This is a genomic window from Candidatus Spongiihabitans sp., assembly GCF_965247905.1.
In the GTDB taxonomy this organism is placed as follows: domain Bacteria; phylum Pseudomonadota; class Gammaproteobacteria; order Arenicellales; family Poriferihabitantaceae; genus Spongiihabitans.
Window position 1 is genome coordinate 677,385 of sequence record NZ_OZ252047.1, and the last position, 26,316, is coordinate 703,700.

At 48.2% G+C, this 26,316-nt stretch carries 24 protein-coding genes; 23 read left to right on the top strand and 1 reads right to left on the bottom strand.

The window, feature by feature from the left end:
- Positions 1-18: 18 nt before the first annotated feature.
- From ACP158_RS03340 to ACP158_RS03450, 23 genes are all read left to right on the top strand, one after another.
- Positions 19-621, top strand: a complete 603-nt coding sequence (locus tag ACP158_RS03340) for a hypothetical protein (RefSeq protein ID WP_424947565.1) — start codon at positions 19-21, stop codon at positions 619-621.
- 7 nt (positions 622-628) lie between these two features.
- Entirely contained in the window at positions 629-787 is a 159-nt protein-coding gene (locus tag ACP158_RS03345) for a hypothetical protein (protein ID WP_424947566.1), read from the top strand.
- A gap of 7 nt (positions 788-794) precedes the next feature.
- Complete coding sequence (locus ACP158_RS03350) at positions 795-917, top strand: hypothetical protein (RefSeq protein ID WP_424947567.1); 123 nt, start codon at positions 795-797, stop codon at positions 915-917.
- Positions 918-1,150: 233 nt separating this feature from the next.
- A complete protein-coding gene (locus ACP158_RS03355; RefSeq protein ID WP_424947568.1) occupies positions 1,151-1,933 on the top strand; it encodes a glycosyltransferase family A protein in 783 nt (260 codons plus the stop codon).
- The gene (locus ACP158_RS03360) at positions 1,930-2,841 is read left to right on the top strand and encodes a glycosyltransferase family 2 protein (protein ID WP_424947569.1); all 912 of its coding nucleotides are present in this window, start codon (positions 1,930-1,932) and stop codon (positions 2,839-2,841) included. Before ACP158_RS03355 ends, ACP158_RS03360 begins: the two co-directional genes overlap by 4 nt.
- A gap of 98 nt (positions 2,842-2,939) precedes the next feature.
- Entirely contained in the window at positions 2,940-4,466 is a 1,527-nt protein-coding gene (locus tag ACP158_RS03365) for an AAA family ATPase (protein WP_424947570.1), read from the top strand.
- Positions 4,456-4,920 carry a hypothetical protein gene (locus ACP158_RS03370; RefSeq protein ID WP_424947571.1) on the top strand — a complete coding sequence of 155 codons (465 nt, stop codon included), beginning with the start codon at positions 4,456-4,458 and terminating at the stop codon, positions 4,918-4,920. The genes ACP158_RS03365 and ACP158_RS03370 overlap by 11 nt, the downstream gene beginning before the upstream one ends.
- 22 nt (positions 4,921-4,942) lie before the next feature.
- The gene (locus tag ACP158_RS03375; RefSeq protein WP_424947572.1) at positions 4,943-5,185 is read left to right on the top strand and encodes a hypothetical protein; all 243 of its coding nucleotides are present in this window, start codon (positions 4,943-4,945) and stop codon (positions 5,183-5,185) included.
- Positions 5,185-5,460 (top strand): hypothetical protein, encoded by a 276-nt coding sequence (locus ACP158_RS03380; protein WP_424947573.1) that lies wholly within the window; start codon positions 5,185-5,187, stop codon positions 5,458-5,460. The genes ACP158_RS03375 and ACP158_RS03380 overlap by 1 nt, the downstream gene beginning before the upstream one ends.
- On the top strand, positions 5,453-5,977 hold the full coding sequence (locus ACP158_RS03385) for a hypothetical protein (protein ID WP_424947574.1): 525 nt from the start codon (positions 5,453-5,455) through the stop codon (positions 5,975-5,977). The genes ACP158_RS03380 and ACP158_RS03385 overlap by 8 nt, the downstream gene beginning before the upstream one ends.
- Before the next feature lie 95 nt (positions 5,978-6,072).
- On the top strand, positions 6,073-6,204 hold the full coding sequence (locus tag ACP158_RS03390) for a hypothetical protein (RefSeq protein WP_424947575.1): 132 nt from the start codon (positions 6,073-6,075) through the stop codon (positions 6,202-6,204).
- A 106-nt stretch (positions 6,205-6,310) separates the two neighbouring features.
- Positions 6,311-6,472, top strand: coding sequence for a hypothetical protein (locus ACP158_RS03395; protein ID WP_424947576.1), 162 nt, complete (start codon positions 6,311-6,313; stop codon positions 6,470-6,472).
- Positions 6,473-6,774: 302 nt separating this feature from the next.
- Complete coding sequence (locus tag ACP158_RS03400) at positions 6,775-7,776, top strand: glycosyltransferase family 2 protein (RefSeq protein ID WP_424947577.1); 1,002 nt, start codon at positions 6,775-6,777, stop codon at positions 7,774-7,776.
- Positions 7,766-8,338, top strand: a complete 573-nt coding sequence (locus ACP158_RS03405; RefSeq protein WP_424947578.1) for a lipopolysaccharide kinase InaA family protein — start codon at positions 7,766-7,768, stop codon at positions 8,336-8,338. The genes ACP158_RS03400 and ACP158_RS03405 overlap by 11 nt, the downstream gene beginning before the upstream one ends.
- A complete protein-coding gene (gene waaF, locus ACP158_RS03410; protein ID WP_424947579.1) occupies positions 8,314-9,372 on the top strand; it encodes a lipopolysaccharide heptosyltransferase II in 1,059 nt (352 codons plus the stop codon). The genes ACP158_RS03405 and waaF overlap by 25 nt, the downstream gene beginning before the upstream one ends.
- Positions 9,373-9,806: 434 nt before the next feature.
- A complete protein-coding gene (locus ACP158_RS03415; protein ID WP_424948389.1) occupies positions 9,807-11,882 on the top strand; it encodes an adenosylcobalamin-dependent ribonucleoside-diphosphate reductase in 2,076 nt (691 codons plus the stop codon).
- 333 nt (positions 11,883-12,215) lie between these two features.
- Entirely contained in the window at positions 12,216-12,986 is a 771-nt protein-coding gene (locus ACP158_RS03420; RefSeq protein ID WP_424947580.1) for an NrdJb, read from the top strand.
- Between the two features lie 52 nt (positions 12,987-13,038).
- Entirely contained in the window at positions 13,039-16,188 is a 3,150-nt protein-coding gene (locus ACP158_RS03425) for a site-specific DNA-methyltransferase (protein WP_424947581.1), read from the top strand.
- Positions 16,188-19,283, top strand: coding sequence for a site-specific DNA-methyltransferase (locus tag ACP158_RS03430; protein ID WP_424947582.1), 3,096 nt, complete (start codon positions 16,188-16,190; stop codon positions 19,281-19,283). Before ACP158_RS03425 ends, ACP158_RS03430 begins: the two co-directional genes overlap by 1 nt.
- A gap of 39 nt (positions 19,284-19,322) precedes the next feature.
- Entirely contained in the window at positions 19,323-22,448 is a 3,126-nt protein-coding gene (locus ACP158_RS03435) for a DEAD/DEAH box helicase family protein (RefSeq protein ID WP_424947583.1), read from the top strand.
- Positions 22,449-22,508: 60 nt separating this feature from the next.
- On the top strand, positions 22,509-23,813 hold the full coding sequence (locus tag ACP158_RS03440; protein ID WP_424947584.1) for an MFS transporter: 1,305 nt from the start codon (positions 22,509-22,511) through the stop codon (positions 23,811-23,813).
- 82 nt (positions 23,814-23,895) lie between these two features.
- Complete coding sequence (locus tag ACP158_RS03445) at positions 23,896-25,353, top strand: pyridoxal phosphate-dependent decarboxylase family protein (RefSeq protein ID WP_424947585.1); 1,458 nt, start codon at positions 23,896-23,898, stop codon at positions 25,351-25,353.
- A gap of 235 nt (positions 25,354-25,588) precedes the next feature.
- Positions 25,589-26,071 (top strand): hypothetical protein, encoded by a 483-nt coding sequence (locus ACP158_RS03450; RefSeq protein WP_424947586.1) that lies wholly within the window; start codon positions 25,589-25,591, stop codon positions 26,069-26,071.
- Here the strand turns inward: ACP158_RS03450 and ACP158_RS03455 are convergent.
- Entirely contained in the window at positions 25,989-26,219 is a 231-nt protein-coding gene (locus ACP158_RS03455) for a hypothetical protein (protein ID WP_424947587.1), read from the bottom strand. The two genes, ACP158_RS03450 and ACP158_RS03455, sit on opposite strands and share 83 nt — an antisense overlap.
- Positions 26,220-26,316 lie beyond the last annotated feature (97 nt).

The window sequence follows — 26,316 nt, forward strand, 5'->3', positions numbered from 1 at the left end:
GGGGGGGGGGGGGGGGGGATGATTGGCAGCGCCGTGATTGCGCTTCCAAAAGAACACCTCCTTGCGCAAGCCCTGGAAAAAGCGGGGCGAGGCCATACCAAAGTTTTTCCGTGGGAGAACTCATCCGACAGAAAAAAGAAGCTGAAGAAACGACTGTTAAGGCGCGGGAAGGAAGGCATGGAATTTAACAATCCCATCGCCCCCGGCGGGCTCACCAAAGCCATAAAATATTTTGGATTGGAAAATCACGCTAAGCCATTCATGTATTTCTACCCCATATATTTCGGGCATTGGCGATGCGCTTTTGACGATAGTTACCGCGAAGGAGTTGAGTTTTATAAAAACACCTACGGCATACATCTTTGGAACGAAATGGCGCACAGAACGCCGGGGTTTAATAAAAATGCGAGGTTCGATCAAGGGTCGCTATTCGAGCAACTGAAAAAGAAGCACGGCATAGCGCCAGTTGAAAATGCGCCAAAAATAAGTAGCGCAAAACTACAATCCATACTCGCATCGGAGCGCATGACCAAAAAACGAAACAGACGCGTACAGAGAATGTCAGTGGCGCTGGTGCTGGCGGCGGCGGTTGTCGCCGGTTGGATAGTCGGACGACAATGAGTGAATAATGCCAGAAACATTCTGGATTCGTGGCATGACAAAAAAGGAAGCCGACATAATGATAGCGGCTAACGCCGCTGAGTTTAATAACTGGATTGCCCGGAACAAGCCGGGCAATGACGGGTTGGGATACAATGGTGAATCGAAAGGCAACGAGTCCTTTTGAGAAGACAATGGTAAATAATTGTCACGCAAAGCGTGACACTAAAACGTGCTCTGGCGTAGCCGGACATTTTCTCTCGTGTGCTTTGGCCTCTCAACTCGCCTTTGTCCTCTCAATTCACTATTACTTATAATTCGTCATTCTCGCCGGCAGGCGGGAATCCAGACGCGGCGTAGCCGCCGGTTTTGTGCGCAACAGAACACAAACACTACACTCACTACACAGCATAACGACCACAATGACCATCTACTGGAATACTTACAACCCTACAACGGCGAACGTCCGCACTAGGGATTGGATTACTTGCCCTGCCAATCTATTGCCAAACTTTTGCCCGATTTGTCCAGTATGTGGTGGCATCAAACAATGAAGTTTTCCAAAACCAGCGATGTCACCGTCGTTCTGACTAGTTGTGGTCGGTTTGATTTGCTTGCACAAACGCTAATCACTTTTTTTGAAAACAACACTTATCCCATTTCACAATTCATTTTAATCGAGGATTCCGGCAAGGCGGAGGTCAGCGATTTTATTCCGGCAGAATATCGTGAGCGAATCGATTTGATTATCAACCAGCCGCAAATTGGCCAGGTTTCGGCCATTGATACAGCGTATCGGTTAGTAAAGACCGACTATATTTTTCACTGCGAAGACGACTGGTTGTTTTACCGCCCGGGTTTTATCGAAGACTCCAAAACAGTGCTGGAGGCGGAGCCGCAATCCTTGATGGTGCACTTGCGGAGTTATCATCATGACCTTGCTTTTTATGGCGCGCGTGCCTGGGTTCTTGCTGAGCGGAAAACGGTGCAAAACATTGCGTATTACCGAGTCAATACCACGCTTTCCCATAGCCAGTGCTTTTCTTTCAATCCGGGTTTGCGGCGGCGCGCGCAATATCCGGACGGCGGCTATGCATCGTTGGTGGCAAAGGGACAATCGCCGGCCGACATGGAAATGATCGCAAGCGAACACTACGCCGCGCAGGGTTATTTCGCGGTGCTTTTGGAAAACGATGCGGTCAAACACACCGGCTTCGGCAAGCATGTGCGAAATTATGATACCCGATGGACAAAATATCGTGGGCGTTTGTTGCGGCTGGTTGTGGCGATTGCCATGTTTGCGCTGGGCTGGTATTTCGGGGCGGCGAAATGAATCGCGCCAAAGCACCGCAACCGTTGATACTGATTGGCATACCGACCTGTATGCGTCCACGGATGCTGGCGATATGTTTGCAATCCATCGGCGAGAGCGCGCTTCCCGAAAACGTCGAGGTGCGTATGGTCGTTGCCGATAACGATTTTAATGAAAGCGCGCGCGAAGTCGTGGAAGAATTTGCTTGCAATGCGCCTTTTCCGGTGGACTACACCGTTTGCGCCGAACGCGGACTCAGCAACATTCGTAATCATCTGTTCGACTACGCAATCAAAATCGGCGCCGACTACATTGCCAGCACTGATGACGATGAGGGACCGGTGAGCGCGACCTGGTTGTCGGATTTATACACGGTTATTCGGGAAACCGGCGGTGATGCCGTTGGTCCTGTGCACGGCGAATATAAAGCGGTAAAGAACCCACCACTGCCATCCAGAAACATCATCATCTCGGCGCGCATTTACCGCAATCTTAAGATTCGCTATGACCCGTTGTTTAACTTAACCGGCGGCGAAGACACGGATTTTGGCAAGCGTGCCATCGCTGCCGGCGCGCAGTTCATCGCCGACCCGCGTTGCCAAGCGAATGCGTGGATAGCCAATCCCGACACCGCACCGGCCGAGGCGCGCGGCCATCATCAAGGGGGGTGGTTCACCCTCAGGCGTCACTATAATCGTGTTCGTGTGCTTACTTACGCCAACCGAACCAAAAAACAAAAACCGGCAACCCACATTCTAGTTGAAGCGGTTTTTTACTTCATCAAAGGTGTCGTATTGTTACCGTTTGCTATTTTTTCCATCGAGCAACGTTTGCGTTGTGGAAAATCATTCCTGAAAAGCGTGGCATATCCGATGAGTTTGTTCGGACCGGGGAGATATGAACCGTATCGGGATATGGATGGATACTGATGGCGCGGACGGCTGGGTGATGACATGAAACCATGTGGATTGCATCTCTCGTATTTTCTGATTTATACTACAGCGCATCAAACACGGGAGGAAATGAAATGAAACTTATTGTGAAAAATTTCGGACCTATTCGGACAGCAAATGTGGATGTTAAACCTATGACTGTTTTTGTCGGCCCCAGTAATACGGGAAAATCCTACCTAGCGATATTGATTTATTCAATTATCAAAGTGTTGGGGGATGACGGCGATATATGGGAGAACATGCATTATAAAATTCGAAAGGAAATGGATAAGGGGGAGAAATCGGATTTAGCCAAATTACAAAAAAATCAAGTCACATTAACTGTGAAAGAAATAGAAAAACGCTTTCTTCTATGGGCAAACATTTTCAGCGCCTCCTGGAAAGAGCAGTTTGTTTACTGTTTCGGTGAAGAGGGAAGAAAGATGATGATGAACGAAAATGGAAAAATCTCCATCGTAATTTCTGGCAGCAAAAACCAACTTATTTTAGATTTATCTTCCCCAGACAATAGTAAGTTAACTGATGAAAAAAAATTGAAACTGTGCACATTGATAAACAACGATTTGTTAAAAATTATTAAAGATCGTTTTGATGAGGAAGAGCCAGATGAAAGAGCCATCTTCCATCGGCATATTATGCAACGCTATTATGCAGAGATACTCGTCAAGCACTTTTCTACTTCTTTATTAGACAAAGAAGAAGGGATTAGTGCACACACTGTTCCTCATTATTTGCCTGCAATCCGTGGTGGTATCATGCAGAGTCACCGCACCCTTGTCAGTGCTTTAATTGAGCGCGCTCCAATGGCAGGGCTAAGCAAAGTACCACCCATTCCACTTTTTAACGGCGTTTTATCGGATTTCATGCAAAAATTAATTAACATGGATGTCTCCATTGCTGATAGAAGATTTCAAAGAAGATATGGATTTTATCGAAAATCTCTTTATAATCACGATCGAAAAAAACAGAGGAAGAAAATTGATGAAATTGGCAAGGGAATAGAGAAAAAAATCATGGGGGGGGAAATAAATGTGCAAATGTCTGAGACGCGTTACCCGGATTTCCGCTATGCGTTTGAAAGCGATGGAAAAAAACATGATTTGCCGTTAATGAGCGTGTCATCCATGGTTTCAGAACTAGCACCCGTTTCTTTATTCGCTCGTCATCATGTTAATTGCGACGATCTATTTATTGTTGAAGAGCCGGAAGCCCATCTGCACCCCGCCGCACAAGTGGAAATATCCAATATTCTTGTGCAGTTGGTCAATGCTGGTGTTCATGTATTAATCACCACCCATAGCGACAACATATTGGAGCAAATCGGCAATTGTATACTCGCGGCGGATATACGTAACGCTAAAGAAAACAAGCAAGCCAAACTATCGAGTACTGAAATTGACGGACAAACACTAAACAAAGAAAAAATTTCTGTTTATTTATTTAATCAGCCAAGAAGCAGCAAGTGCAAAAATACCGCCGTCAAGAAAATCCAGTTTGATCGTGAAACCGGCATTTTAACCGAAGACCATTTAGAGGTTTCTTCCGCTTTGTATAATCAGACAATTAGCCTGCTAGATGAAAGGGATAACAATGATGATTAAGCAGGAATTTTGTGCGAGGTATACAAGTTGCGCAATTCATCCTCCATCAGAATACCAACTGGAAAATGTAACAAGACCTGTTGTTTTTTGTGTGGATTGTATTTTTCGTATGCAGCGAAATGCTACTGGAAAACGATGTGATGAATTTATCTTTTTCAATATAAACCAAAACATCACTGGTATTTATCTGGTAGAAAGAAAAACTAACATCTCTGATGTAACGAAAGTAAAAGCACAATTACAAGGTGGTGCCACTTTTGTCTGTACTTTTCTGAATAACGATCCCGCTCTTGATTGTTCTGCATTCGATTTTATGCCCGTTTGGGTTTCCAAAGGCGTTAGCCCATCAGCGCGCAGAAAATTAACCACCGAAAAGATTTCATTGCGTAATAAAACGAAACATATCTATCATATTAAAAACAAGCAAGCATTGCCGAAAATTTGCATTTCTTAAGGTTCCAGTTTGTTAATAAATTATGCTGATTTCTGCAAGCATCGCCACGTATCTGTTCCGCATCAACAACGCAAAACCGGCGACGCACATCCTGGCCGGCGCGTTGTTTTATTTTGTCAAAGGCGTTGTCCTGTTGCCGTTCGCGATATTCCTGCCCGGTCAACGCTGGCGTGGCGTCAAGTCGTTCATCAACGCCGCGGCGTATCCGATGAGTTTATTCGGACCGGGGAGATATGAACCGTATCGGGAGATGGATGGTTATTGATGAACACCGCACCAAAAACCGCCGGACGACTCGGTAGCAAGAAATGGCGACAGCATAAAGATTACTATCTCAAGCAATGCTTTCGCAATAGCAGTGAAATTGAGACGCACAAGGGTTGGCGTCAAGTGGCGGTGTGGGTGCGCGCGCATTATTGCGCTGAGCTGATTTCTTTTTTGCAAAATCCGGACGCATGGATTGAAGGCGGCGTTATGATGAAAGACGATGGTTTGACCACGGTCGTGTACGCGAAATTCGGGGGGGGGGGTAGTGATTAAACGCTACAAGGCGGCTATTAAACACGCTAACACAAAAACTATTTTCCGCAAATTGCGGCATAGCCTGCGTGCAACCAAAGCACGCAGTTGCTGGAAAAATGCTCATCTACTGCTATTTAGTGGCATCGCAACGCCAGCCCCATATGCTTTCGTGGAAAAACGCTGGGGGCCATTTCGTTTGGATTCTTATTATGTTTGTGCGTTCAATGATTTTCCAACAGCGGCGGAGAAATACCAGTATCAACTGCCAACCAAACAAGAGATTATCTGGTTCAAAAAACTGCTGGAAACATTATTTCTGGCGCAGATTTACTACCGCGATTTCCATGCGGATAATATATTGATAAGTGATGACGGAATAATAGCCATTGACATTAATTCGGTGAAAGATTTTTCATCGAAAACCTCGCACCAGTTTTTGTGCCAACACCGCAAAGACAAAAGCAGGTTTTTGCGTGATTGGAAGAGCAAACCAGAACAGTTACAATGTTTTTCCGAAGTTTTTGGCAAAAATTAGGAAATTGGCACTTTGCCCGCAAGTTGGCTGAACTAAATAATTACTTTAGGTTCAAGATACTTTAAGCGGTGATTTCGGATAGATTTTAGCAGATATTGACACCTATTTTCGTGGCGCATATTGAAGCGAGACTCACACTCTTTCAAAGGAGTCCGGCTACGCCGGACGACATATTTAACTGGATTCCCGCCTGCGGCGAGAATGACGGGCTGGGGGGACAATGGTAAATAAGTGTCTCGCAAAGCGTGACACTAAAACGTGCTCTGGCGTAGCCGGACATTTTCTCTCGTGTGCTTTGGCCTCTCAACTCGCCTTTGTCCTCTCAATTCACCATTGCCTATCATTTGTCATTGCCCGGCCCATATTATTATTGGCCGGGCAATCCAGTGGAATATGCCGTCCGGCGTAGCCGGACTCCTTTGCGGCGAAGCCGCGCCGTTCGATGCGAGAATGACGGCAAGGCGATGGTGTTTGTTGCTTACCGCTACTGTATGAGCGCGTCCCGGCGGCTAACGCCGCCACTCTGGATTCCCGCCTGCCGGCGGGAATGACGGTATAGGTTGAAATACGGTGCAGGACAGTTCGCGCGGGAGCGAAATTGCGCGTAGCCCGTCTTTGCCCCTTGTCGTCATTTGCCCCGGACCGTCATTCCCGCGCAAGCGGGAATCCAGTTAAATACGCCGTCATTTCTGCTAAAGCAGAAATGACACAATATAAGGTATCCGGCCACCCCGGATACCTCTTTTTATGGCGTGGTAAACTAAACGCAAAACGAGTAGGGAAGTTTATTCAAGAACATGAAAATTGAAAACATTAGCGCGGTTCTGATTACCTGCAACTCCGCCGCAACCATCGAGCAATGCTTGCAAGCGTTGGACGTTTTTGATGAGGTGGTGGTTTGTGATACCGGCTCGTCTGACGATACTATCGTGCGTGCGCGGGTGTTCCAAAATGTCCGCGTATTTGAGATTGCGTTCAATGGTTTTGGCGACGCCAAACGCGAGGCGGTAAGCAAAGCGAGCAACGATTGGATTTTCTCGATCGACTCGGACGAAATTGCGGATGTTGATCTGTGCGATGCGCTGGCGTTGTGGGATACCAACGGCGATGAAAATCGCCTGGGCGTGATTGACCGGCGCAATTTTTTCATGGGCAAACACATCAAGCGTGGCGGCTTGGGGCGAGATCACATTCCGCGTTTGTTTGATCGTCGCCGGCACGAATTTTCCCAAGCCAAAGTACACGAAGGCATCGTGCTGCACGCGCATAGCAAAAAGATTCTGCTGACCGGCGGAGTCGATCATTACACTACCGCCAATCTTAATGCTCGCATCGACAAGATTCGGGATTACTCCGAGTTGGCGGCACCGCAGGCGCGCGTATTCCATCCCGCGTTGGTGGTGTTGCGCGCCGGTTATACCTTCGCCAAAAGTTATGCGCTGCAGTTAGGTTTCCTTGACGGCTGGCGCGGTTTGGTAATTGCGTGGTGTGCCGCCAGCGGCGTGTTTTTCAAGTATATCAAGGCATATATAAATAGCGCGCAAGCGCAAGCGCGATACCACCAGTGGCGGCGTCGCAAGGATCGTTATCTTGCCGAATGTTTTCGCGTTGGCAGTGAAATCGCGGTGCATAAAAGTTGGCATCAAACGGCAGTGTGGATGCGCAAATATCATTGTGCTGAGTTGATTTCGTTTTTGCAAAATCCGGATGATTGGATGGCGCACGCCGAGATGGTGAAAGATGGGCGTTCCACCACCGTGGTGCGTGCCCAATTCGGGGGGGGGGGGGGTGATTATTAAACGCTATAACCGCAAGACCATTGTTCGCGGGTTGCGATATTGTTTGCGCACCAGCAAGGCGCGCATTGCCTGGCGCAACGCGCATCTGCTAAAAATCAGCGGCATCAAAACACCAGGCGCCATTGCTTTCGTGGAAAAACGCTGGGGGCCATTTCTGCTGGGTAGTTATTTTGTTTGCGCGTTCAACCAGTTCCCCACGGCGGCGCAAAAGTATCAGCATCAGCCACCGAACGAGTTGGAATTGAGTTGGTTGGTTGCGTTGCTGGAAAAAATGCGCCGCGCGCGGATTTACCATGGCAATTTGAATGCGCACAACTTGTTGGTGACCGAGCAAGACATCGCGCTGATTGATCTCGATCAAACCCAGGATTTTTCCGCGCCGATTCGATCAAAAATCCCCGGTGCATTGCGCATATTTATACATAAACATCGCAAAGATCGTCGGCGTTTTTTACACGACTGGCGCAACAAGCCGGCGCAATTGAAATGCTTCACGGATGTATTTGAACGAAGTGATAAACACCATACGACCAGCGCATGGCCACATGTGAAAAAACCCTGATTGTCGGTCCGGCATGGGTCGGCGATATGGTGATGGCGCAAAGTTTGTTTAAGGTGCTGAAGCGTGCGTCTGAATCCAATCATGTTGATAACGAGATTACGGTGTTGGCACCGGCCTGGAGTATGCCGATACTGGAGCGCATGCCGGAAGTGGCGCACCGGATTTGTCTGCCGCTTGGGCATGGCGAGTTGGGTTTGCGCGTGAGATACCAACTCGGACGCCGACTGCGCAACACGGTTTTTGACCGCGCCATCGTCATGCCGAATTCGTTCAAGTCGGCGCTGGTGCCGTGGTTCGCGAAAATCCCGCGGCGCACCGGCTATCTCGGCGAGCAACGCCGGGGGGTGCTGAACGATATTCGCGTTATAGACCAGCGGGTGATGCCGCTCAATGTGCAACAGTTTGCCGCGCTCGGCATGCGCAAAGATGTTGCGCCGCCGGGTATAGACGACATCCCCCAACCGGCACTGGCGGTGGAGCCGGCGATGGTTGCCGAGACCGCGTCGCGCTTCGCGCTTGCCACCGATGCGCCGATCATCGCGCTTTGCCCCGGCGCCGAATACGGTCCGGCAAAGCGTTGGCCGGCCGAGCATTTTGCCGAAGTCGCCAACCGGCAATTGCAGCGCGGCTGGCAGGTGTGGTTGTTCGGCTCCAAAAACGACCGCGAAATCGCCGCGCACATCAACCGGCTTTGTCAGGGACGCTGCGCCGATCTTTGCGGACGCACCACCCTCGGCGAGGCGGTTGATTTGATGTCGCTGGCGAAATACGCGGTCACCAACGACTCCGGACTGATGCACGTTGCGGCCGCCGTCGGCTGCCATGTGATCGCCATTTACGGCTCATCCAGCGATGCCTTCACCCCGCCGCTGACCAACAAAAGCGACCGCCTTGCCCTTGGCTTGGAATGTAGCCCCTGCTTCCAGCGGGAATGTCCGCTCGATCATCTGAACTGCTTGAATCAATTGATGCCAAAAAAGGTTTTAGACGTCATCAAAAAAACGAGCAATAAAATTGGCGATGGATTGGGGTGAGCGACACCAAAGCGTTGCCTGAAAATATTTTCTGAGCAGGCCTGATGGGCGGACATTTTAGACTAACCGGCCCGATCTCTCTTTGGCAACGTAGATAACCTGTTGAAATTGTTGGAAAGGAAAAATAATTTTGACGAACCCTATATATTGGGTTTAATATCGGAGTTTACCCACTACATATAGTTTTATACTAAAATATAAAATATAGTGCCAATCAGTGGGTTGGCAGTGGGTTGGTGGAACCAGCCAGAAAAATTCTGGTTGTGCAAACGGAGATTAACATTACAGGGATAACAGTTATTTTATAGAAATTGACGACGTTACGGCCTTAAGGCCGCTGAGTGAGATAGTTAATCATGAACATGGCTAACCTGGCCAATAATAAAAGCGCCATCGGCAGCGTCATCAAGAGCGTCTCTGTGGACGATATCCCGATGCAGCCCGCGTCCCTCGATATCTGGGATAAAAAATATCGACTGAAGAACATGCAGGGCGAGCCGATCGATCAGGATATCCATGCGACCTACGATCGCGTTGCCAAATCTTTATCTGAAGTCGAAGTTACCAAAGCGAAACAACAGGAGTGGCACGCCAAGTTTGGGTGGGCATTGAAAAACGGCGCCATTCCCGCCGGGCGAATTACCTCTAACGCCGGCGCGCTGGCGCATAAACCAGCAACAAGCACCATTAACTGCACCGTCTCAGGCACCATTCCAGATTCCATGGACGGCGTTTTAAGGTCGGCCCACGAAGCCGGCATGACGTTGAAGGCCGGTTGTGGCATCGGCTATGAATTCTCCACCTTGCGCCCCAAGGGCGCCTTCGTCAGCGGCGCCGGAGCTTATACCTCCGGCCCGCTGTCTTTTATGGATATTTTTGATTCAATGTGCTTTACCGTGTCTTCCGCTGGCGGGCGGCGCGGCGCGCAAATGGGCACTTTTGACATTGCCCACCCGGACATTCTCGAGTTCGTCCGCGCCAAGCGCGAGAACGGCCGCCTGCGACAATTTAATCTGTCGTGTTTGATTACCGATGAATTTATGCAAGCGGTGAACGACGATGCCGAATGGAAACTGTATTTCCCCGCCACCCAACAGGAAATAGAGAGCGCCGAATACGAAATCATTATGCGGCCCTGGTCGCAGTCGTCGGATTACACCACCAATAATCTCGGTCAGGTGGCTTGCCGGGTGTACAACACCATTCCAGCCAAGCGGCTCTGGAACCTGATCATGAACTTTACCTACGATTATGCCGAACCCGGTTTCATCCTGGTCGATCGAATCAATGAAATGAATAATAACTGGTTTTGCGAAAATATCCGCGCCACCAATCCCTGCGGCGAACAACCGTTGCCGCCCTATGGCGCCTGCCTGCTTGGCTCGGTCAACTTGACCCGATTCGTCGATAACCCATTTACCGCTGCCGCCAAATTTGATTGGGACAAGTATCGTGAAGTGGTCGCCATCTTTTGCCGTATGCTGGATAACGTGGTGGAAGTCAACGGCTTGCCGCTTGAAAAACAAAGCGCGGAAATTTTGGCCAAGCGCCGACATGGCATGGGCTTCCTCGGGCTCGGCTCGACCCTGACCATGCTGCAAATGAAATACGGCGATGAGTCCTCGCTGCAGTTCACCGAACGCGTCGCCGAACAGATGGCCACCGTGGGCTGGGAAATCGGCATCCAACTGGCCGAAGAGAAGGGCAGCGCGCCGATACTGGAGCAGGAATATCCGGTAACCAACGAAATGCTGGCGCAACGACCGGAAATGAAAAAACACGGCTATGCTCTCGGCGACACCGTCAAGGGCGCGGTATTGATGGGGAAATACAGTCGTTATATGCAGCAATTCCCGCAACAATTGCAAAACGAAATCGCGGTTAAAGGTTGTCGTTATACGCACCATACTTCCATCGCCCCGACCGGCACCATCAGCCTGTCGCTGGGAAATAACGTAAGCAACGGCATCGAGCCGACATTTGCCCACAGCTACAGCCGCAACGTCATCCGCGAAGGCAAGAAATCCAAGCAGAAAATAGATGTGTTGTCATACGAATTATTGGCCTATCGTCATCTGGTCAATCCGCAGGCCGCCGCGAGCACCGAAGACAAGACAAACGCGCTGCCGGATTATTTCGTCACCACCGATGACATTACCCCGAAACAGCATGTCGATGTGCAGGCGGCGGCGCAAAAATGGATCGATTCGTCGATATCGAAAACCGCCAACGTACCCACCGACTTTGCGTTCGAAGATTTTCAAGGCATCTATCAATACGCCTGGGAAAAAGGGCTGAAGGGGTGTACCACATTTCGATTCAACCCCGAAGCGTTCCAGGGTGTTTTGGTAAAAGAGCAGGACCTGGAAAACACCAAATACCAGTTCACGCTGGAAAACGGTGAAATGGTCGAAGTCAAGGGCAACGAAGAAATTGAATACGATGGCGAAATTCATACCGCCGCGAACCTGTTCGACGCATTAAAAGAAGGTTACTACGGTAGATTTTAACCAGACATTATTTGCGCTGGCGGGAATTTTTAATTAATGACAAAAGAGTTTAAATTGTGAACAAGGTGTTGTGAAAAAATCTGGCAAAAGGCACTCAACCCTTTCCCGAAATAGCGAGCGCAATAGAAGAATTCAGTTCAATCGGCATTTGGGCCAGAATATGGACCAGAATATGGAGCAGGGGATGCACACGCCATACAACGTCCAGCGAAGTTTGCTGAGCGAGCGCGGCCAGCCGCTGAAAATGTGACGATGGACGTATAAGCAAGCTCGAAAAATCGACCTCATCAATACATAAAAGAAGCAATAACATAAAAGCAGACTGATTAGATCATGGCCATTAAAATTGAAAAGCAAATCGTTGATTACAACGTCGTCAAACCCGAACACAACGACCGAGTCAACGACCAAAGCAACGACCATGACAACAAAGCCCAATCGGCGCAGCAACAATCCGCCAGGCCGATAACGGAGTCTTTGGACACAGGCGCTCAGGATCAGTCCAAAATCGTGCAAATGCACGAAAAAGTGGTGCGACCGGACCGGTTGGTCGGCAATACCTATAAAATCAAGACGCCCGTTTCAGAACACGCGTTTTACATCACCATCAACGATATCCTGTTGAATCCGGGCACGCCATTCGAAAAACGCAGACCGTTTGAGATTTTCATCAACTCAAAAAACATGGACCACTACCAATGGATCTCGGGCCTGACATTGATCATTTCGGCGGTGTTCAGAAAGGGCGGGGATGTCACCTTTCTGGTCAAAGAACTGCAAAGCGTATTCGACCCCAAAGGCGGCTACTTCAAGCGCGGCGGAAAACTCATGCCGTCTTTGGTCGCTGAAATCGGCGACGCGATTGAATCCCATTTAAAAATGATCGGGATGATTGTCGATACAGGCCTTGACCCACACCAACAGGCACTGGTCGCTCAAAAACGCAAGGAATTCGAGGCGCAAAATAAACTGAGGGGCATTGACCTGGAAGCCGGCAATTTCCCGGCCGGGGCGACGCTTTGCCCAAAATGCCATACCAAAGCCACGGTGTTATTGGACGGCTGCATGACCTGCCTCAACTGCGGCGAAAGCAAGTGTAGCTGACGTTTTCGAAAGGAATTTCATCAAAATTGTTGCTGTAGGGCCGGAACCGGAAATGACCCACCCCCCTGAAACCCTCAGCAAGGGCACTGAGGAAAACATCGCCAAACTCAGGGTGAAACTGCGCGAGTTGTTTCAACTTGACCGTGGCGATCTGGATTTCGGTTTGTATCGCATTATGGCGTTGAAAAGTGCCGAGATTAATGCGTTTTTGGACAATGAATTGCTACCGCAGGTGACGCAAGTATTGGGGGATATCGCCGACTCCGATACTTCATTACTGCAAGCGGAGATTGATCAGGCATCCGAAGCTGCCAATAGACTGGGTGTTAATCCCGAAGATGCCCCGAAGATCAAGGAACTGAAAGGCAGAATAAAAACCGCCAAGAGCGACCAACAAACCGAAGCAGATACTTACAATCATCTTTACAACTTCTTTTCCAGATACTATGACGAAGGCGATTTTATCTCGCTTCGCCGCTACAAAAGCGAAGGCAAGGAAGCCTATTCCATTCCCTACAACGGCGAGGAAGTCAAACTCCACTGGGCAAATGCCGATCAGTATTACATCAAGACAACCGAGAACTACGCTTCCTATGTTTTCACGCTCAGCGAAGGTGACCGACAACGCCGGGTGTGCTTTGAGATTGCGGCGGCGGATAACGAAAAAGACAACATCAAAGAGACTAGCGGCAAGCAACGCCTGTTTGTGTTGGCGAAGGATTTTATCAAGCTTAGCGCACGCGAATTGACTGTCCGCTTTGACCATCGCCCCTTGACCGCAGGCGAGAAAAACAAACACCCGCAAAACGGAATCAAGCGACAACATGCCATCAATCAAGAAGCCGAGCGGCGCATTTTTGCGAAAATTAAAAAGGGCAAGGAGGGCTGGTTATCTCTGATTGCCGCGCCTTGCCCCACCGAAGCAGATGAAGCTCGCACGCTGCTCGGCAAGCACCTCACTGCTTATACGGCGAAGAATAGTTTTGACTATTTCATTCATAAAGACCTGGGCGGCTTCCTGCGGCGGGAACTGGACTACTATCTGAAAAGTGAAGTCATCTCCATTGATAATTTGGAATTGACCGATGACCCCGCCGTATTTATACGCAGTCTGGCACAAATAAAGGCGATAAAAAGTGTCGGCAATAAAATCATTGATTTCCTGGCGCAGTTGGAGGATTTTCAAAAACAACTCTGGCTCAAAAAGAAATTCGTGCTGGAGGCGCAGTATTGCGTAACGCTGGATAAGGTGCCCGAATCACTCTATGCGGACATTGCCAAGAACAAAGCACAGCGCAATGAATGGGTGAAGCTTTTTGCGATCGACGAACTAAAGGGCGACATTGTTGCCACCGCATATAGCAATCCACTAAAGCCCGCTTTTCTAAAAGAGAATCCGTATCTGGTTTTGGATACTCGCCACTTCAATCAAACATTCCAGAACAAACTGCTTGCCGCCCTGTCGGACGCTGCTCCCATTGAGGAACAACTGAATGGCTTGTTGGTTCACGGCGAGAATTTTCAAGCATTGAATTTGTTGCAGAAGAGGTATGGGGAGCAGGTCAAGTGTATTTATATTGATCCGCCGTATAACACTGATGCATCCGCGATTATGTATAAAAACGGCTATAAAGATTCATCTTGGATGTCGTTGATGGAAGATCGTTTGATGCTTTCAAAAGCCATGCTGGGAAATGATGGAATTGTTTGCGTGGCAATAGATGACGAAGAGGTATCCTCCCTACGTAGCATATTGGTAACAAACTATGAATCTGAGCTCGGTATCGTTGCAGTATGCTCAAATCCGCGGGGCCGTAAAACAAAAGGTCGGTTTGCGCCTGCCCATGAATATGCCCTGTTTTATGGAAAAACAGAAAAAACTGTTCCGGGATCTATTGAAAAAACGGAAGAACAGATGAGTAACTACCCCCATGAAGACGATCATGGCCGCTTTACGTGGATGAATTTTATTCGCACTGGCACAAATGATAGACGACAAGATCGACCCAAACAGTACTATCCAATTTTTGTCAATGACAATAACGAAATTCGTATTCCACAAATGGACTGGGATGAAAGCAAACGAGAGTGGGTTTTGAGAGAGTCTCCAGTAGATAACGAAACAATGATATATCCAGTCAGAAAAGTTGGAAATGAATCAGTTGATGGGAATTGGTCAAGAGGACATCAGCGGGTAACCGATGAGACAGAAGAATATCGTGTTCGAAGTACGGCGGGAAATAAAATTAGTATTCAATTTAAAGCGCGTATGGATGAAGACGCAAAACCAAAAACTTGGTGGAATAAAAGTAGTTATCAATCGTCTAATGGTACAGTTCAATTAAAAAGAATATTCGGAGATAAGAAATTTGACTTCCCTAAATCCGTTAACTTGGTCAGTGACTGCATAATTTCTTCAATCAACGGTAGTACAGATGCTACTGCACTTGATTACTTCGCCGGCTCCGGCACCACTGGCCATGCGGTAATAAACATCAACCGCGAAGACAACGGCAACCGAAAATATATCCTCGTGGAAATCGGACACCACTTTGACGAAGTGCTACTGCCGCGTATCAAAAAGGTCACCTATTCCAAAGAATGGAAAGATGGCAAGCCACGGGGAAGAGAAGGAATTAGCCAATTATTCAAATATGTGCGCCTGGAATCTTACGAAGACACGCTGGATAGTTTAACCGTCAAGCCGCGCAAAGACTTGCTCGAAGCAGGAGAGAATAAGCAATTCATTGAGGATTACCTGCTCCGGTATGTTCTCGGCGAGGAAACTGCAACCAGCGCGTCCCTGCTGGGGCAGGATTTTATTGACCCATTCAATTACACTTTGTCCCTGGTGCGCGATGGGGTTCGCCGTGATGCGCCGGTTGACCTTGCGGAAACCTTTAACTTCCTGCTCGGTTTGCGGCTTGCCACTCGCCGGCAAATAGAGGGTGTTCTGACAATCACCGGTATAAATGCCAAAGGCGAAAATTGCTTGATTCTGTGGCGCAATATTGGGAAAATGAACGCCTCCAAACTGGACAAATGGTTTAGAAAGCACCGCAAAACTTTCGCCAATGATTTGAACCTTGTTTATGTGAATGGCGATCATACCTTGAATGCACTCAGGAAATCAGGCGACCAGTGGGAAGCGATAACCACTGAGCCGGTTTTTAGGGAGTTGATGTTTTTAGGAACAGAGTAATGGCAGATAACAAAAACGACGACGGTGACCATATACAAAATCTCAAGGCAAAACTGCGCGAGTTGTTTCAACTTGATCGCGGTGATTTGGACTTCGGATTGTATCGCATTATGGCGATGAAAAGTGCCGAGATTAATGAATTTCTTGACGAGCACCTGTTGCCACAAATTACCGAGACGCTGGGAGATATTGCCGACTCTGATATTCCAACATTAAAAACAAAACTTCAAAAAGCAATCGAACAAGCAAAACGCCATGTTCCCGATCCGCAGACAAGCCCGGAAGTAAAAAACTTACAAACCCAACTGAAAGCCGCTAAAGCCGACCAACAAACCGAAGCCAACACTTACAATCATCTTTGTAATTTCTTCTCCAGATACTATGACGAAGGCGATTTTATGTCGTTACGTCGCTACAAAAGCGGCGGCAAGGAAGCCTATTCCATCCCCTACAACGGCGAGGAAGTAAAACTTCACTGGGCAAATTCAGATCAGTATTACATCAAGACAACGGAAAATTATTCATCATATATTTTTACTCTCAGCGACGGCGACCGCAAACGCCGAGTGTGCTTTGAGGTTGCGGCGGCGGATAATGAAAAAGACAACATCAAAGAGAGTAACGGCAAGCAACGCTTGTTTGTGTTGGCGAAGGATTTTATCAAGGTTAGCGCAAACGAATTAATTATCCGCTTTGACCATCGCCCCTTGACCGCAGGCGAGAAAAACAAACACCCGCAAAACGGAATCAAGCGACAACATTCCATCAATCAGGAAACCGAACAGCGCATTCTCGCGAAAATTAAAAAGGACAAGGAGGGCTGGTTAGCTCTGATTGCCGCGCCTTGCCCCACCGAAGCAGATGAAAGTCGCACGCTGCTCGGCAAGCACCTCACCGCCTATACGGCGAAGAACAGCTTTGACTATTTCATTCATAAAGACCTGGGCGGCTTTCTGCGGCGGGAACTGGACAATTATTTGAAAAGCGAAGTCATCTCCATTGATAATTTGGAATTGACCGATGACCCCGCCGTATTTATACGCGGCTTGGCGCAAATCAAGGCGATAAAAAGAGTCGGCGCGAAAATCATAGATTTTCTGGCGCAACTGGAAGATTTCCAAAAACAACTGTGGTTGAAAAAGAAATTTGTGCTGGAGACGCAGTATTGTGTAACGCTGGACAAAGTGCCCGAATCACTCTATGCGGAAATTGCCAAAAACAAAGCACAGCGCAATGAATGGGTGAAACTGTTTGCGATTGACGAACTAAAAGGCGACATTGTTGCCACCGCATATAGCAATCCACTAAAACCAAAGTTTCTCAAAGAAAATCCACATCTGGTTTTGGATACTCGTCACTTCAATCAAACATTCCAGAACAAACTGCTTGCTGCCCTGTCGGATGCCGGGCCCATTGAGGAACAACTGAACGGCTTGTTGGTTCACGGAGAGAATTTCCAAGCGTTGAATTTGTTGCAGGAGAGGTATAGGGAGCAAGTCAAGTGTATTTATATTGATCCGCCATATAACACTAATACTTCGGCGATTATGTATAAAAACGGCTATAAACATTCATCTTGGATGAGTCTGATGGAGAATAGAATCGTTGCTGGGAAGGGGTTTTTAACCAGAGACGGAAGTCAAGTACTAGCGATCGACGACACTGAGTTTGTGACTTTAACGCAAATTTTGGATCAACTTTTTCATGAATACGACAGGAGTGTCGTCGTAGTAAATCATCATCCGGCGGGTGCTGGCCTTGAAGGCACCAATATATCGGAAACGCACGAGTATGCGCTATTCATGACCCCGTCCGGAGTAAAAGTTTTGTTTGGGGAATCAAAAAACAGCGAGAATAGTGAAATAGCGTTTTTGCGAACTGGAACAGCGGAAAGCAATCTTAGAAAAGGTCGCCCGAATAGTTTTTACTGCGTCTTGGTGAATCCGAAAACATCTAGTGTAGTAGGGTTGGAACCGCCTCCTGAAAATGATGATTACCCACGAGAAAAAACCAGCGAAGGCTTTGTAAGAGTATACCCAGTAAGTCGTGATGGCACTGAGCGAGTATGGAGGAGGTCGTATGAATCATGCCTTAACGAAATTGAAGCAGGTAACTTGGTTTGTAAAAATGGACGCTCTTTATACATCAAATCAAGTAATAATGGAAAGCACCGACCGATATTTAGTAACTGGACAGATAAAAAATATAATGCTGGAGCGCATGGTACAAAATTATTAAGCAACATTATCGGTGATAATTTATTCAGTTATCCGAAGTCCATTCATACAGTTAAAGACTGTATAAACCACATTACTAGGCGAGATAGTCGCGCCTTTATTTTTGATTACTTCGCCGGCTCTGGCACCACTGGCCATGCGGTAATAAACATCAACCGCGAAGATAACGGCAACCGAAAATATATCCTCGTGGAAATCGGACACCACTTTGACGAAGTGCTACTGCCGCGTATCAAAAAAGTCACCTATTCCAAAGAATGGAAAGACGGCAAGCCACGGGGAAGAGAAGGAATTAGCCAATTATTCAAATATGTGCGCCTGGAATCTTACGAAGACACGCTGGATAGTTTAACCGTCAAGCCGCGCAAAGACTTGCTCGAAGCAGGAGAGAATAAGCAATTCATTGAGGATTACCTGCTCCGGTATGTTCTCGGCGAGGAAACTGCAACCAGCGCGTCCCTGCTGGGGCAGGATTTTATTGACCCATTCAATTACACTTTGTCCCTGGTGCGCGATGGGGTTCGCCGTGATGCACCGGTTGACCTTGCGGAAACCTTTAACTTCCTGCTCGGCTTGCGGCTTGCCACTCGCCGGCAAGTAGAGGGTGTTCTAACAATCACCGGTATAAACGCCAAAGGCGAAAATTGCTTGATTCTGTGGCGCAATATTGAGAAAATGAACGCCTCCAAACTGGACAAATGGTTTAGAAAGCATCGCAAAACTTTCGCCAGTGATTTGAACCTTGTTTATGTGAATGGCGACCATACTTTGAACGCACTCAGGAAATCAGGCGACCAGTGGGAAGCGATAACCACTGAACCGGTTTTTAGGGAATTGATGTTTTTAGGAACAGAGTAATGGCAGATAACAAAAGCGAAGACGGTGAGAAAAAATAACATGTCTCGCCAAAACAATCTTGAATCGCGCATGGTTCTGCACCGTTTTATGTGCAACCAATTCGGTTATAAAAACCTGCGCGAGATGCTGAATCGGCTGGAAGGTGTGCAAGATGGACTCGCCGAAAATAACACAACTCACTTTTATCGGGCGATTGATGCCTATTTAGATACTCACTCAAAAGAGGTAACAAAAAACGACCTTGCCAGATATGACGAAAACATAATCGCCCATAGCCAGACACTGCGAATGACTGCGGATAATGGCAAATCGTGGAAACCGTTTCAATATGTCGCCCTGCTGTTTACCGAACGCTATCTTGATTTGTATTTTCAAGACCCTGAGGTTCTGGTTGAAAAGTTAAACCAATGGAAAAAAAGAGACAGCGCGTCTGGCATGGCTGACTACACGACCGCCGATCTTCGCACGCTTGCCTTTCAAAGCGCGACAGGTTCCGGCAAGACGCTTCTTTTGCATGCCAATATTCTGCAATACAAACACTATCTGAAAGAATACAAACGACTACACAAACTCAACAAAATAATACTGGTAACACCGGACGAAGGACTTTCCCGACAGCACCTGCGTGAATTGCAATCAAGTGGCATCCCGGCACAACTATTTTCCGATAATTCAGGCGGGGGGATGTTTTCTCACAGTGGCGGGGTAGTGGACATCATTGACCTTCACAAACTGGATGACAAGAAAGGCATTAAGCGGGTCGCTTTGGCATCCTTTGAAGAGAACAATCTTGTGATGGTGGATGAGGGGCACCTGGGCACCGGCGGCAAGGTTTGGAGAAACCGTCGCAAGCAACTGGCGAAAAACGGTTTTACCTTTGAATACTCGGCAACATTTAATCAGGCGGTTTCCGGCAGTGGCGATGACATCAAAAAACTGCGCGACGAATACGGCAAATCAATGTTGTTTGATTACTCATACCGATTTTTTTATGAAGACGGCTACGGCAAGGACTATAAAATATCCAATCTGCAACAGACCGATGATGGCGAGGCGAACAATTTTTATTTGCTTGCCTGCCTGTTGATGTTTTATCAGCAATGCCGAATTTTCGAGGATAAGGGCGGGCAATGGCGGGAATTCAACATTGCACCACCACTTTGGGTATTTCTCGGCAAGACGGTTACCGGCGGCAAGAGTGTCGGTGAGAAAGAGACAGAAACCGATGTGGTTCGAATTATTACTTTCTTGGCTTGGGTGCAAAGTCAACAGCAAGAAGTGATAGCAATCATTCAAAAACTTATCAGCAATAATACCGGGCTTGTCGATGAACAAGGCACGGACCTATTCAGTGGATCATTTTCCTACCTAAAAGAAAATCAGCCGAAAAAAATCTATGAAGAGTTATGTTCGGTGGTTTTTCGTGGTAAGGGACAACTGCATATATCTCATCTCAGCGGTATGGATGAAATTCAACTCAGCACCGGAGACGCTAGTCCGTTCGGGGTCATCAATGTCGGCAATGCATCCGGGCTTTATAGCAAACTTGGAGATGTCAAAAATCGGCTCTTTACACTATCAAAGGACGCGTTTTCCAAACCGCTTTTTGCCGATGTGGATAACAATAATTCGCCGGTGAATATCGTTATCGGTGCGCGAAAATTTGCCGCCGGATGGAATTCTTGGCGGGTCAGCACCATGGGGCTGATGCATGTCGGCACCGGCGAAGGGCCGCAAATCATCCAGATGTTTGGTAGAGGCGTTCGCCTCAAGGGGCGCGACATGTCGCTCAAACGGCATACCGCGCTTGAAGATGCAAACCCGCAAGATAGCGACCAACTAAAATTGCTTGAGACGCTCAACATCTTCGGTCTCAAAGCCAACTATATGGATAAGTTCAAGGACTATCTTCAACAAGAGGATATCAATGATCGGATTGTTATTACATTACTGACCAAACAACAGTTCGGAAAGACACGCCATCTTAAAATGATTAGAAAGCGCGATAGTGCAGGAGAATTTCAATATTCCCCCAAGCGCATTGCACTGCCATCAAAACCCAAAGCAGAAGACAATATAAGGATTGACCGTTACCAGCATTTACAGATTCTTGAATCGAGACAACAAAATCATGATGATGCCGAATCTATCACAACAGGCAAATTGAAAAAACAGCATGTGGATTTGATTAACAAATTGTCGGTTTATCATCGAGTTCTTGAACGCAAGCATAGACTTTCATGGCATAACATGACTGTTTCTCAGAAAGCGGTGGACACGCTACTTGAAAATGGCGATTGGTATGAACTTTACATTCCACTGGAAAAATTGGAGTTTTCCGAACATGGGCGAGTGCGAGAATGGGAAGACCTTGCGGTGGATTTAATTTGCGAATATGCCGATCAATACTGGCGCAAAGAACGAAATATTTGGGAACACCAGCACATGGAAGTTGTGCCGCTGGATGATGACGATCCGAACCATGTTTATGAATACAAACTATCGGTTGATGCTAAAGAGAGGGCACTGATTAAAGACATTGAACAGATGGCAGAAGATGTGAAACAAGGGCAATACAATGAGATATATCCATTATCAGGCGGGTATCAACTTTCATTATTGAATCCAGGTTTCCACGCATATATACCTTTACTCCATGCCAGGCCTCATGACTCAGTAAAAATCACGCCTATTCCTTTGAACGAGGGAGAAGCAAAATTTGTCAAGTATCTGAAGGATCTTGTGGAATACAAACATAATTTTGATGTTTTGCAAGGCAAAGAAATCTATCTGATGCGTAACATGAGTCGGGGGAAAGGCGTTTCTTTTTTTGACGACTATGCTTTTTATCCCGATTTCATTCTTTGGGTTAGAGACTCAAAAAGACAGGATATTCTGTTTATCGATCCGAAAGGGCTTTCTCGGTACGATGCAAAAACCAAATCCAAAGTAGATTTGCACAAACGAATAAAAGACACCGAGAAGAAAATTCAGCAGCAAAATAGCCGTCTTTTCTTACATTCTTATATATGGTCAGCCACATCGCCTAAAAATATTGGAAGCGACAGCACAATGACAGAACAGGACTGCCGGGGAAAAGGGATATTCCTTGCCAGCGGAGGGGCGCCGGAGATTAAAAAACTTTTGCACGATGCGCTTAATTGACTACCTGCCTCAAGGCATCGATACCCCGCCCGGGCCTCGGCTTAACTGCATAATGAAACCGTGAAAAAAATATTATTCGATAAAACGATATTGTCCTGGGCGCTTTATGATTGGGCGAATTCCGCGTTCGCGACTACTGTGGTAGCGGGATTCTTTCCGGTTTTTTATACGCTGTTGAGCGCCGAGCTGACCGCCCGCGACGCCCAGTTTTGGTTCAACATCACGTTGGCGGCCAGCAGTTTATTGATCGCCGTCGCGGCGCCGATTTTAGGCGCCATCGCCGACCGCGGTGGCCGCCGCAAAAAATTTCTCGCCAGCTTCGCCCTGCTGGGAATTTTAATGAGCGCCGCGCTGGCCTGGGTCGGCGCCGGCATGTGGTGGATGGGGCTGTTGATTTATGGGCTGGGGCAGGTCGGATTTTCCGGCGCCAATATTTTTTATGACGCCATGATTTTGGACCTGTCATCAGAAGAAGATTTGGATGTGGTGTCGGGCTATGGATACGCTTTGGGTTATGCCGGCGGCGGCATTTTATTTCTGGTCAACGTGCTGATGGTAACCAAACCGCAGCTGTTTGGCTTGGCCGATGCCGGCGCGGCGTTATCGCTGTCATTCATCAGCGTGGCCGTTTGGTGGGCGATTTTCACCGTGCCGCTTTTATGCGTGGTCAAAGAACCGGCCGATGAATCGCGCCTCCCTTTCGCGCAAAGCCTGCGGCAAGGCTTGCAGCAACTGCGCATCACCTACCGCGAACTACGGCAACTGAAAACGGCGTTGCTGTTTCTTGCGGGCTACTGGCTCTACATCGATGGGGTCGGCACGATTTACCGAACGGCGGTGTTTTTTGCCAACCGCATTCTTGAACTGCCCCAGGAAAGCTTGATCGCCGCATTATTGCTAACCCAGTTTGTGGCCTTTCCGGCGGCGTTGTTTTTCGGGTGGCTGGGCCAGCGTATCGGGCCTAAGCCGGGTATCTTGATTGGACTGGTTGTTTACACTCTGGCGGTTTTCTACGCTTGGAGATGGCTTGATTCGGCGACTGATTTTTATCTGCTCGCGGTGGCGATTGGCTTGGTGCAGGGCGGTGTGCAAAGCCTGAGCCGGTCGCTGTTTGCGCGCTTGATTCCCGCGTCCAAGACGACCGAGTTGTTCGGATTTTTTAATATGGTCGGAAAATTCGCAAGCATCCTGGGGCCGCTGATGATGGCGGCGGTGCCGGTATTATTCGTGCGCAGCGCAGCGCGCGACAGTATTTTGGTTTTAGTGCTGCTGTTTGCGGCTGGCGGTTATATTTTGCTCAAGGTCAATGTTGAAAATGGGATGCGGGCGGCCAAGGACATGGAATACAAATTAACCTCGCATTAATTGCCCGCATTATTGTCTGCGCCAGACCAACATCAAAGGCCGTATCAGAAATAATATCAAGATCAAGATCAGGCGCAATATAGTGAATAGCAACCCACCTTACGAAACACTTGACCCGAAAGATTGGGAAAAAATGAGGGCGCTGGCCCAGCAAATGGTGAATGATTCCATCGATTATTTAGCCTCAGTGAGCGACCGACCGGTTTGGCAACGGGTGCCGCAAGAGATAGTGCAGACCTTCCACGCCGCGCTGCCCGAAGACCCATCCGACCCGTCCGAGATTTACCAGGAATTTTTGACCCATATATTTCCTTATCCGATGGGAAATATTCACCCCCGGTTCTGGGCCTGGTATATGGGAAACGGAACCATCATGGGCGCGCTTGCTGATTTAATGGCATCCACGATGAATTCGAATATGGGCGGCGGAAACCATTCCGCTGCTATGGTGGAAACCCAGGTTACCAACTGGATGAAACAGATCGTGGGATTTCCCGATGACTCGAGCGGACTACTGGTCAGCGGTGGATCAATGGCAAATCTGGTGGGCATAACCGTGGCGCGAAATGTGGTTGCCGGCTTTGATGTGAGAAAACACGGCGTGCAGGCGATCGACAAAAAACTGACCGTATACGCTTCAACTGAAGTTCACAGCAGCAATCAGAAAGCCGTGGAATTGCTCGGCTTGGGTCACGATTGTTTTAGAAAAATTGAAGTGCACGATGATTACACCATCAATCTTGAGCAATTGAACAACGCCATTACCGAAGATACACGATTGGGCTGCCAGCCGATTTGTGTCATCGCATCATCCGGCACCGTCAATACCGGCGCCATAGACGATCTTAACCGTATCGCGGATATATGCCGCCAACATAATATCTGGTTTCATGTGGATGGCGCGATTGGCGCGACGGCGATGCTGTCTGAAACGGTCAAACCGTATTTGTCCGGGATCGAGCGCGCTGATTCCATCGCCATGGATTTGCATAAGTGGATGCATATTCCGTTTGAAGCCGGATGCGTGTTGGTGCGCGATGCAAAAGCCCATCGAGACACATTTTCACTGGTGCCGGAATACCTTGAGCATGCCACGCGCGGCATCGCCTCGGGGCCCCATTGGTTTTCAGAATACGGTTTGGAATTAAGCAGATCCTTTCGCGCACTGAAAATCTGGATGACGATAAAGGAGCACGGCGCTGAAAAACTCGGTCGGATGATTTCAAGAAATGTGGAGCAGGCCCAATATCTCGGCAAGCTGATTGAAAAATCCGCGCATTTGCAACTGATCGCCCCGATTGGTCTTGATATCGTTTGCTATCGCTATAATCCCGGCGTAATGGAGACCGAAGGACTGAATAAACTTAATCGCGAGATATTGGTAGAGCTGCAGGAGCAAGGCATTGCCGCGCCTTCGCATACTACCCTGGGTGGCGCTTACTGCATTCGAGTGGCCATCGCGAACCACCGCAGTCGATTCGAGGACTTTGATGTTCTGGTGGAACAGACGATTCGAATCGGGCAATTAATATCCAACTGAAAATGCGCGGGTTAATAAAAGAAGGTTCAAGATACTTTAAGCGGTGATTTCGGATGGATTTTAGCAGATATTGACACCTATTTTCGTGGCGCCTATTGAAGCGGAACTCACACTCTTTCAAAGGAGTCCGGCTACGCCGGACGACATATTTTAACTGGATTCCCGCCTGCGGCGAGAATGACGGGCTGAGGGGACAATGGTGAATCGGAAGGCAATGAGTCCTTTTGAGAAGACAATGGTAAATAATTGTCACGCAAAGCGTGACACAACCGGCGGCTACGCCACTCTGGATTCCCGCCTGCCGGCGAGAATGACAAATAAGGGTTGTCATTGCCCGGCAAATAAGGGTCGTCATTGCCCGGCCCATATTATCATTGGCCGGGCAATCCAGTGGAATATGCCGTCCGGCGTAGCCGAACTCATTTGCTTTGATGCCGCCGGTTTGTGTCTGGCAAAGCCGGATGCCAAAAGGAGTCACGCTACGCGTGACAGATATTTAACTGGATTCCCGCCTTCGGCGAGAATGACGGCAAGGCGGAAGTGCTTGTTGCTTACTAATGTATGCGCGCGTCTCGGCGGCTACGCCGCGTCTGGATTCCCGCCTGCCGGCGAGAATGACGGCCGAGAGGGCGGTGCTAAAACACCGCTGGAAAGGAACAAAACGGGCAATGAATTAGTGAACGCATATGCTCGCATTGCCCGGCGATGTGTTGTCTGATTTGAGTATACAATCGGCTGGTCGCTGGGCCAGAGACGCCGGTGATTTGAGCGACTTTGCAAGCCTCGATATCAAGGCAAAACAGCCGTGGAATCGCCCTGAATTTATTCCCCGAAATTCGGCAGCGAATGACATGCTTGTTTTTCATTTATAGAACAATTAGTTATGACCATTTCACTATGCCTTAAAGCATCTTGACCCTAAAAGAATATAATCCGGAAACTATTCATTAATTTCAGCGTCAG

Coding starts and splice junctions, on each gene's coding strand:
- ACP158_RS03380 (WP_424947573.1), top strand. CDS start 5,185: ATGAACACCGCACCAAAAACCGCCGGACGACTCGGTAGCAAGAAATGG.
- ACP158_RS03345 (WP_424947566.1), top strand. CDS start 629: ATGCCAGAAACATTCTGGATTCGTGGCATGACAAAAAAGGAAGCCGAC.
- ACP158_RS03415 (WP_424948389.1), top strand. CDS start 9,807: ATGCAGCCCGCGTCCCTCGATATCTGGGATAAAAAATATCGACTGAAG.
- ACP158_RS03370 (WP_424947571.1), top strand. CDS start 4,456: ATGATGATTAAGCAGGAATTTTGTGCGAGGTATACAAGTTGCGCAATT.
- waaF (WP_424947579.1), top strand. CDS start 8,314: ATGGCCACATGTGAAAAAACCCTGATTGTCGGTCCGGCATGGGTCGGC.
- ACP158_RS03420 (WP_424947580.1), top strand. CDS start 12,216: ATGGCCATTAAAATTGAAAAGCAAATCGTTGATTACAACGTCGTCAAA.
- ACP158_RS03355 (WP_424947568.1), top strand. CDS start 1,151: ATGAAGTTTTCCAAAACCAGCGATGTCACCGTCGTTCTGACTAGTTGT.
- ACP158_RS03430 (WP_424947582.1), top strand. CDS start 16,188: ATGGCAGATAACAAAAACGACGACGGTGACCATATACAAAATCTCAAG.
- ACP158_RS03450 (WP_424947586.1), top strand. CDS start 25,589: ATGGTAAATAATTGTCACGCAAAGCGTGACACAACCGGCGGCTACGCC.
- ACP158_RS03375 (WP_424947572.1), top strand. CDS start 4,943: ATGCTGATTTCTGCAAGCATCGCCACGTATCTGTTCCGCATCAACAAC.
- ACP158_RS03455 (WP_424947587.1), bottom strand. CDS start 26,219: ATGAAAAACAAGCATGTCATTCGCTGCCGAATTTCGGGGAATAAATTC.
- ACP158_RS03435 (WP_424947583.1), top strand. CDS start 19,323: ATGTCTCGCCAAAACAATCTTGAATCGCGCATGGTTCTGCACCGTTTT.
- ACP158_RS03340 (WP_424947565.1), top strand. CDS start 19: ATGATTGGCAGCGCCGTGATTGCGCTTCCAAAAGAACACCTCCTTGCG.
- ACP158_RS03425 (WP_424947581.1), top strand. CDS start 13,039: ATGACCCACCCCCCTGAAACCCTCAGCAAGGGCACTGAGGAAAACATC.
- ACP158_RS03400 (WP_424947577.1), top strand. CDS start 6,775: ATGAAAATTGAAAACATTAGCGCGGTTCTGATTACCTGCAACTCCGCC.
- ACP158_RS03360 (WP_424947569.1), top strand. CDS start 1,930: ATGAATCGCGCCAAAGCACCGCAACCGTTGATACTGATTGGCATACCG.
- ACP158_RS03350 (WP_424947567.1), top strand. CDS start 795: ATGGTAAATAATTGTCACGCAAAGCGTGACACTAAAACGTGCTCTGGC.
- ACP158_RS03365 (WP_424947570.1), top strand. CDS start 2,940: ATGAAACTTATTGTGAAAAATTTCGGACCTATTCGGACAGCAAATGTG.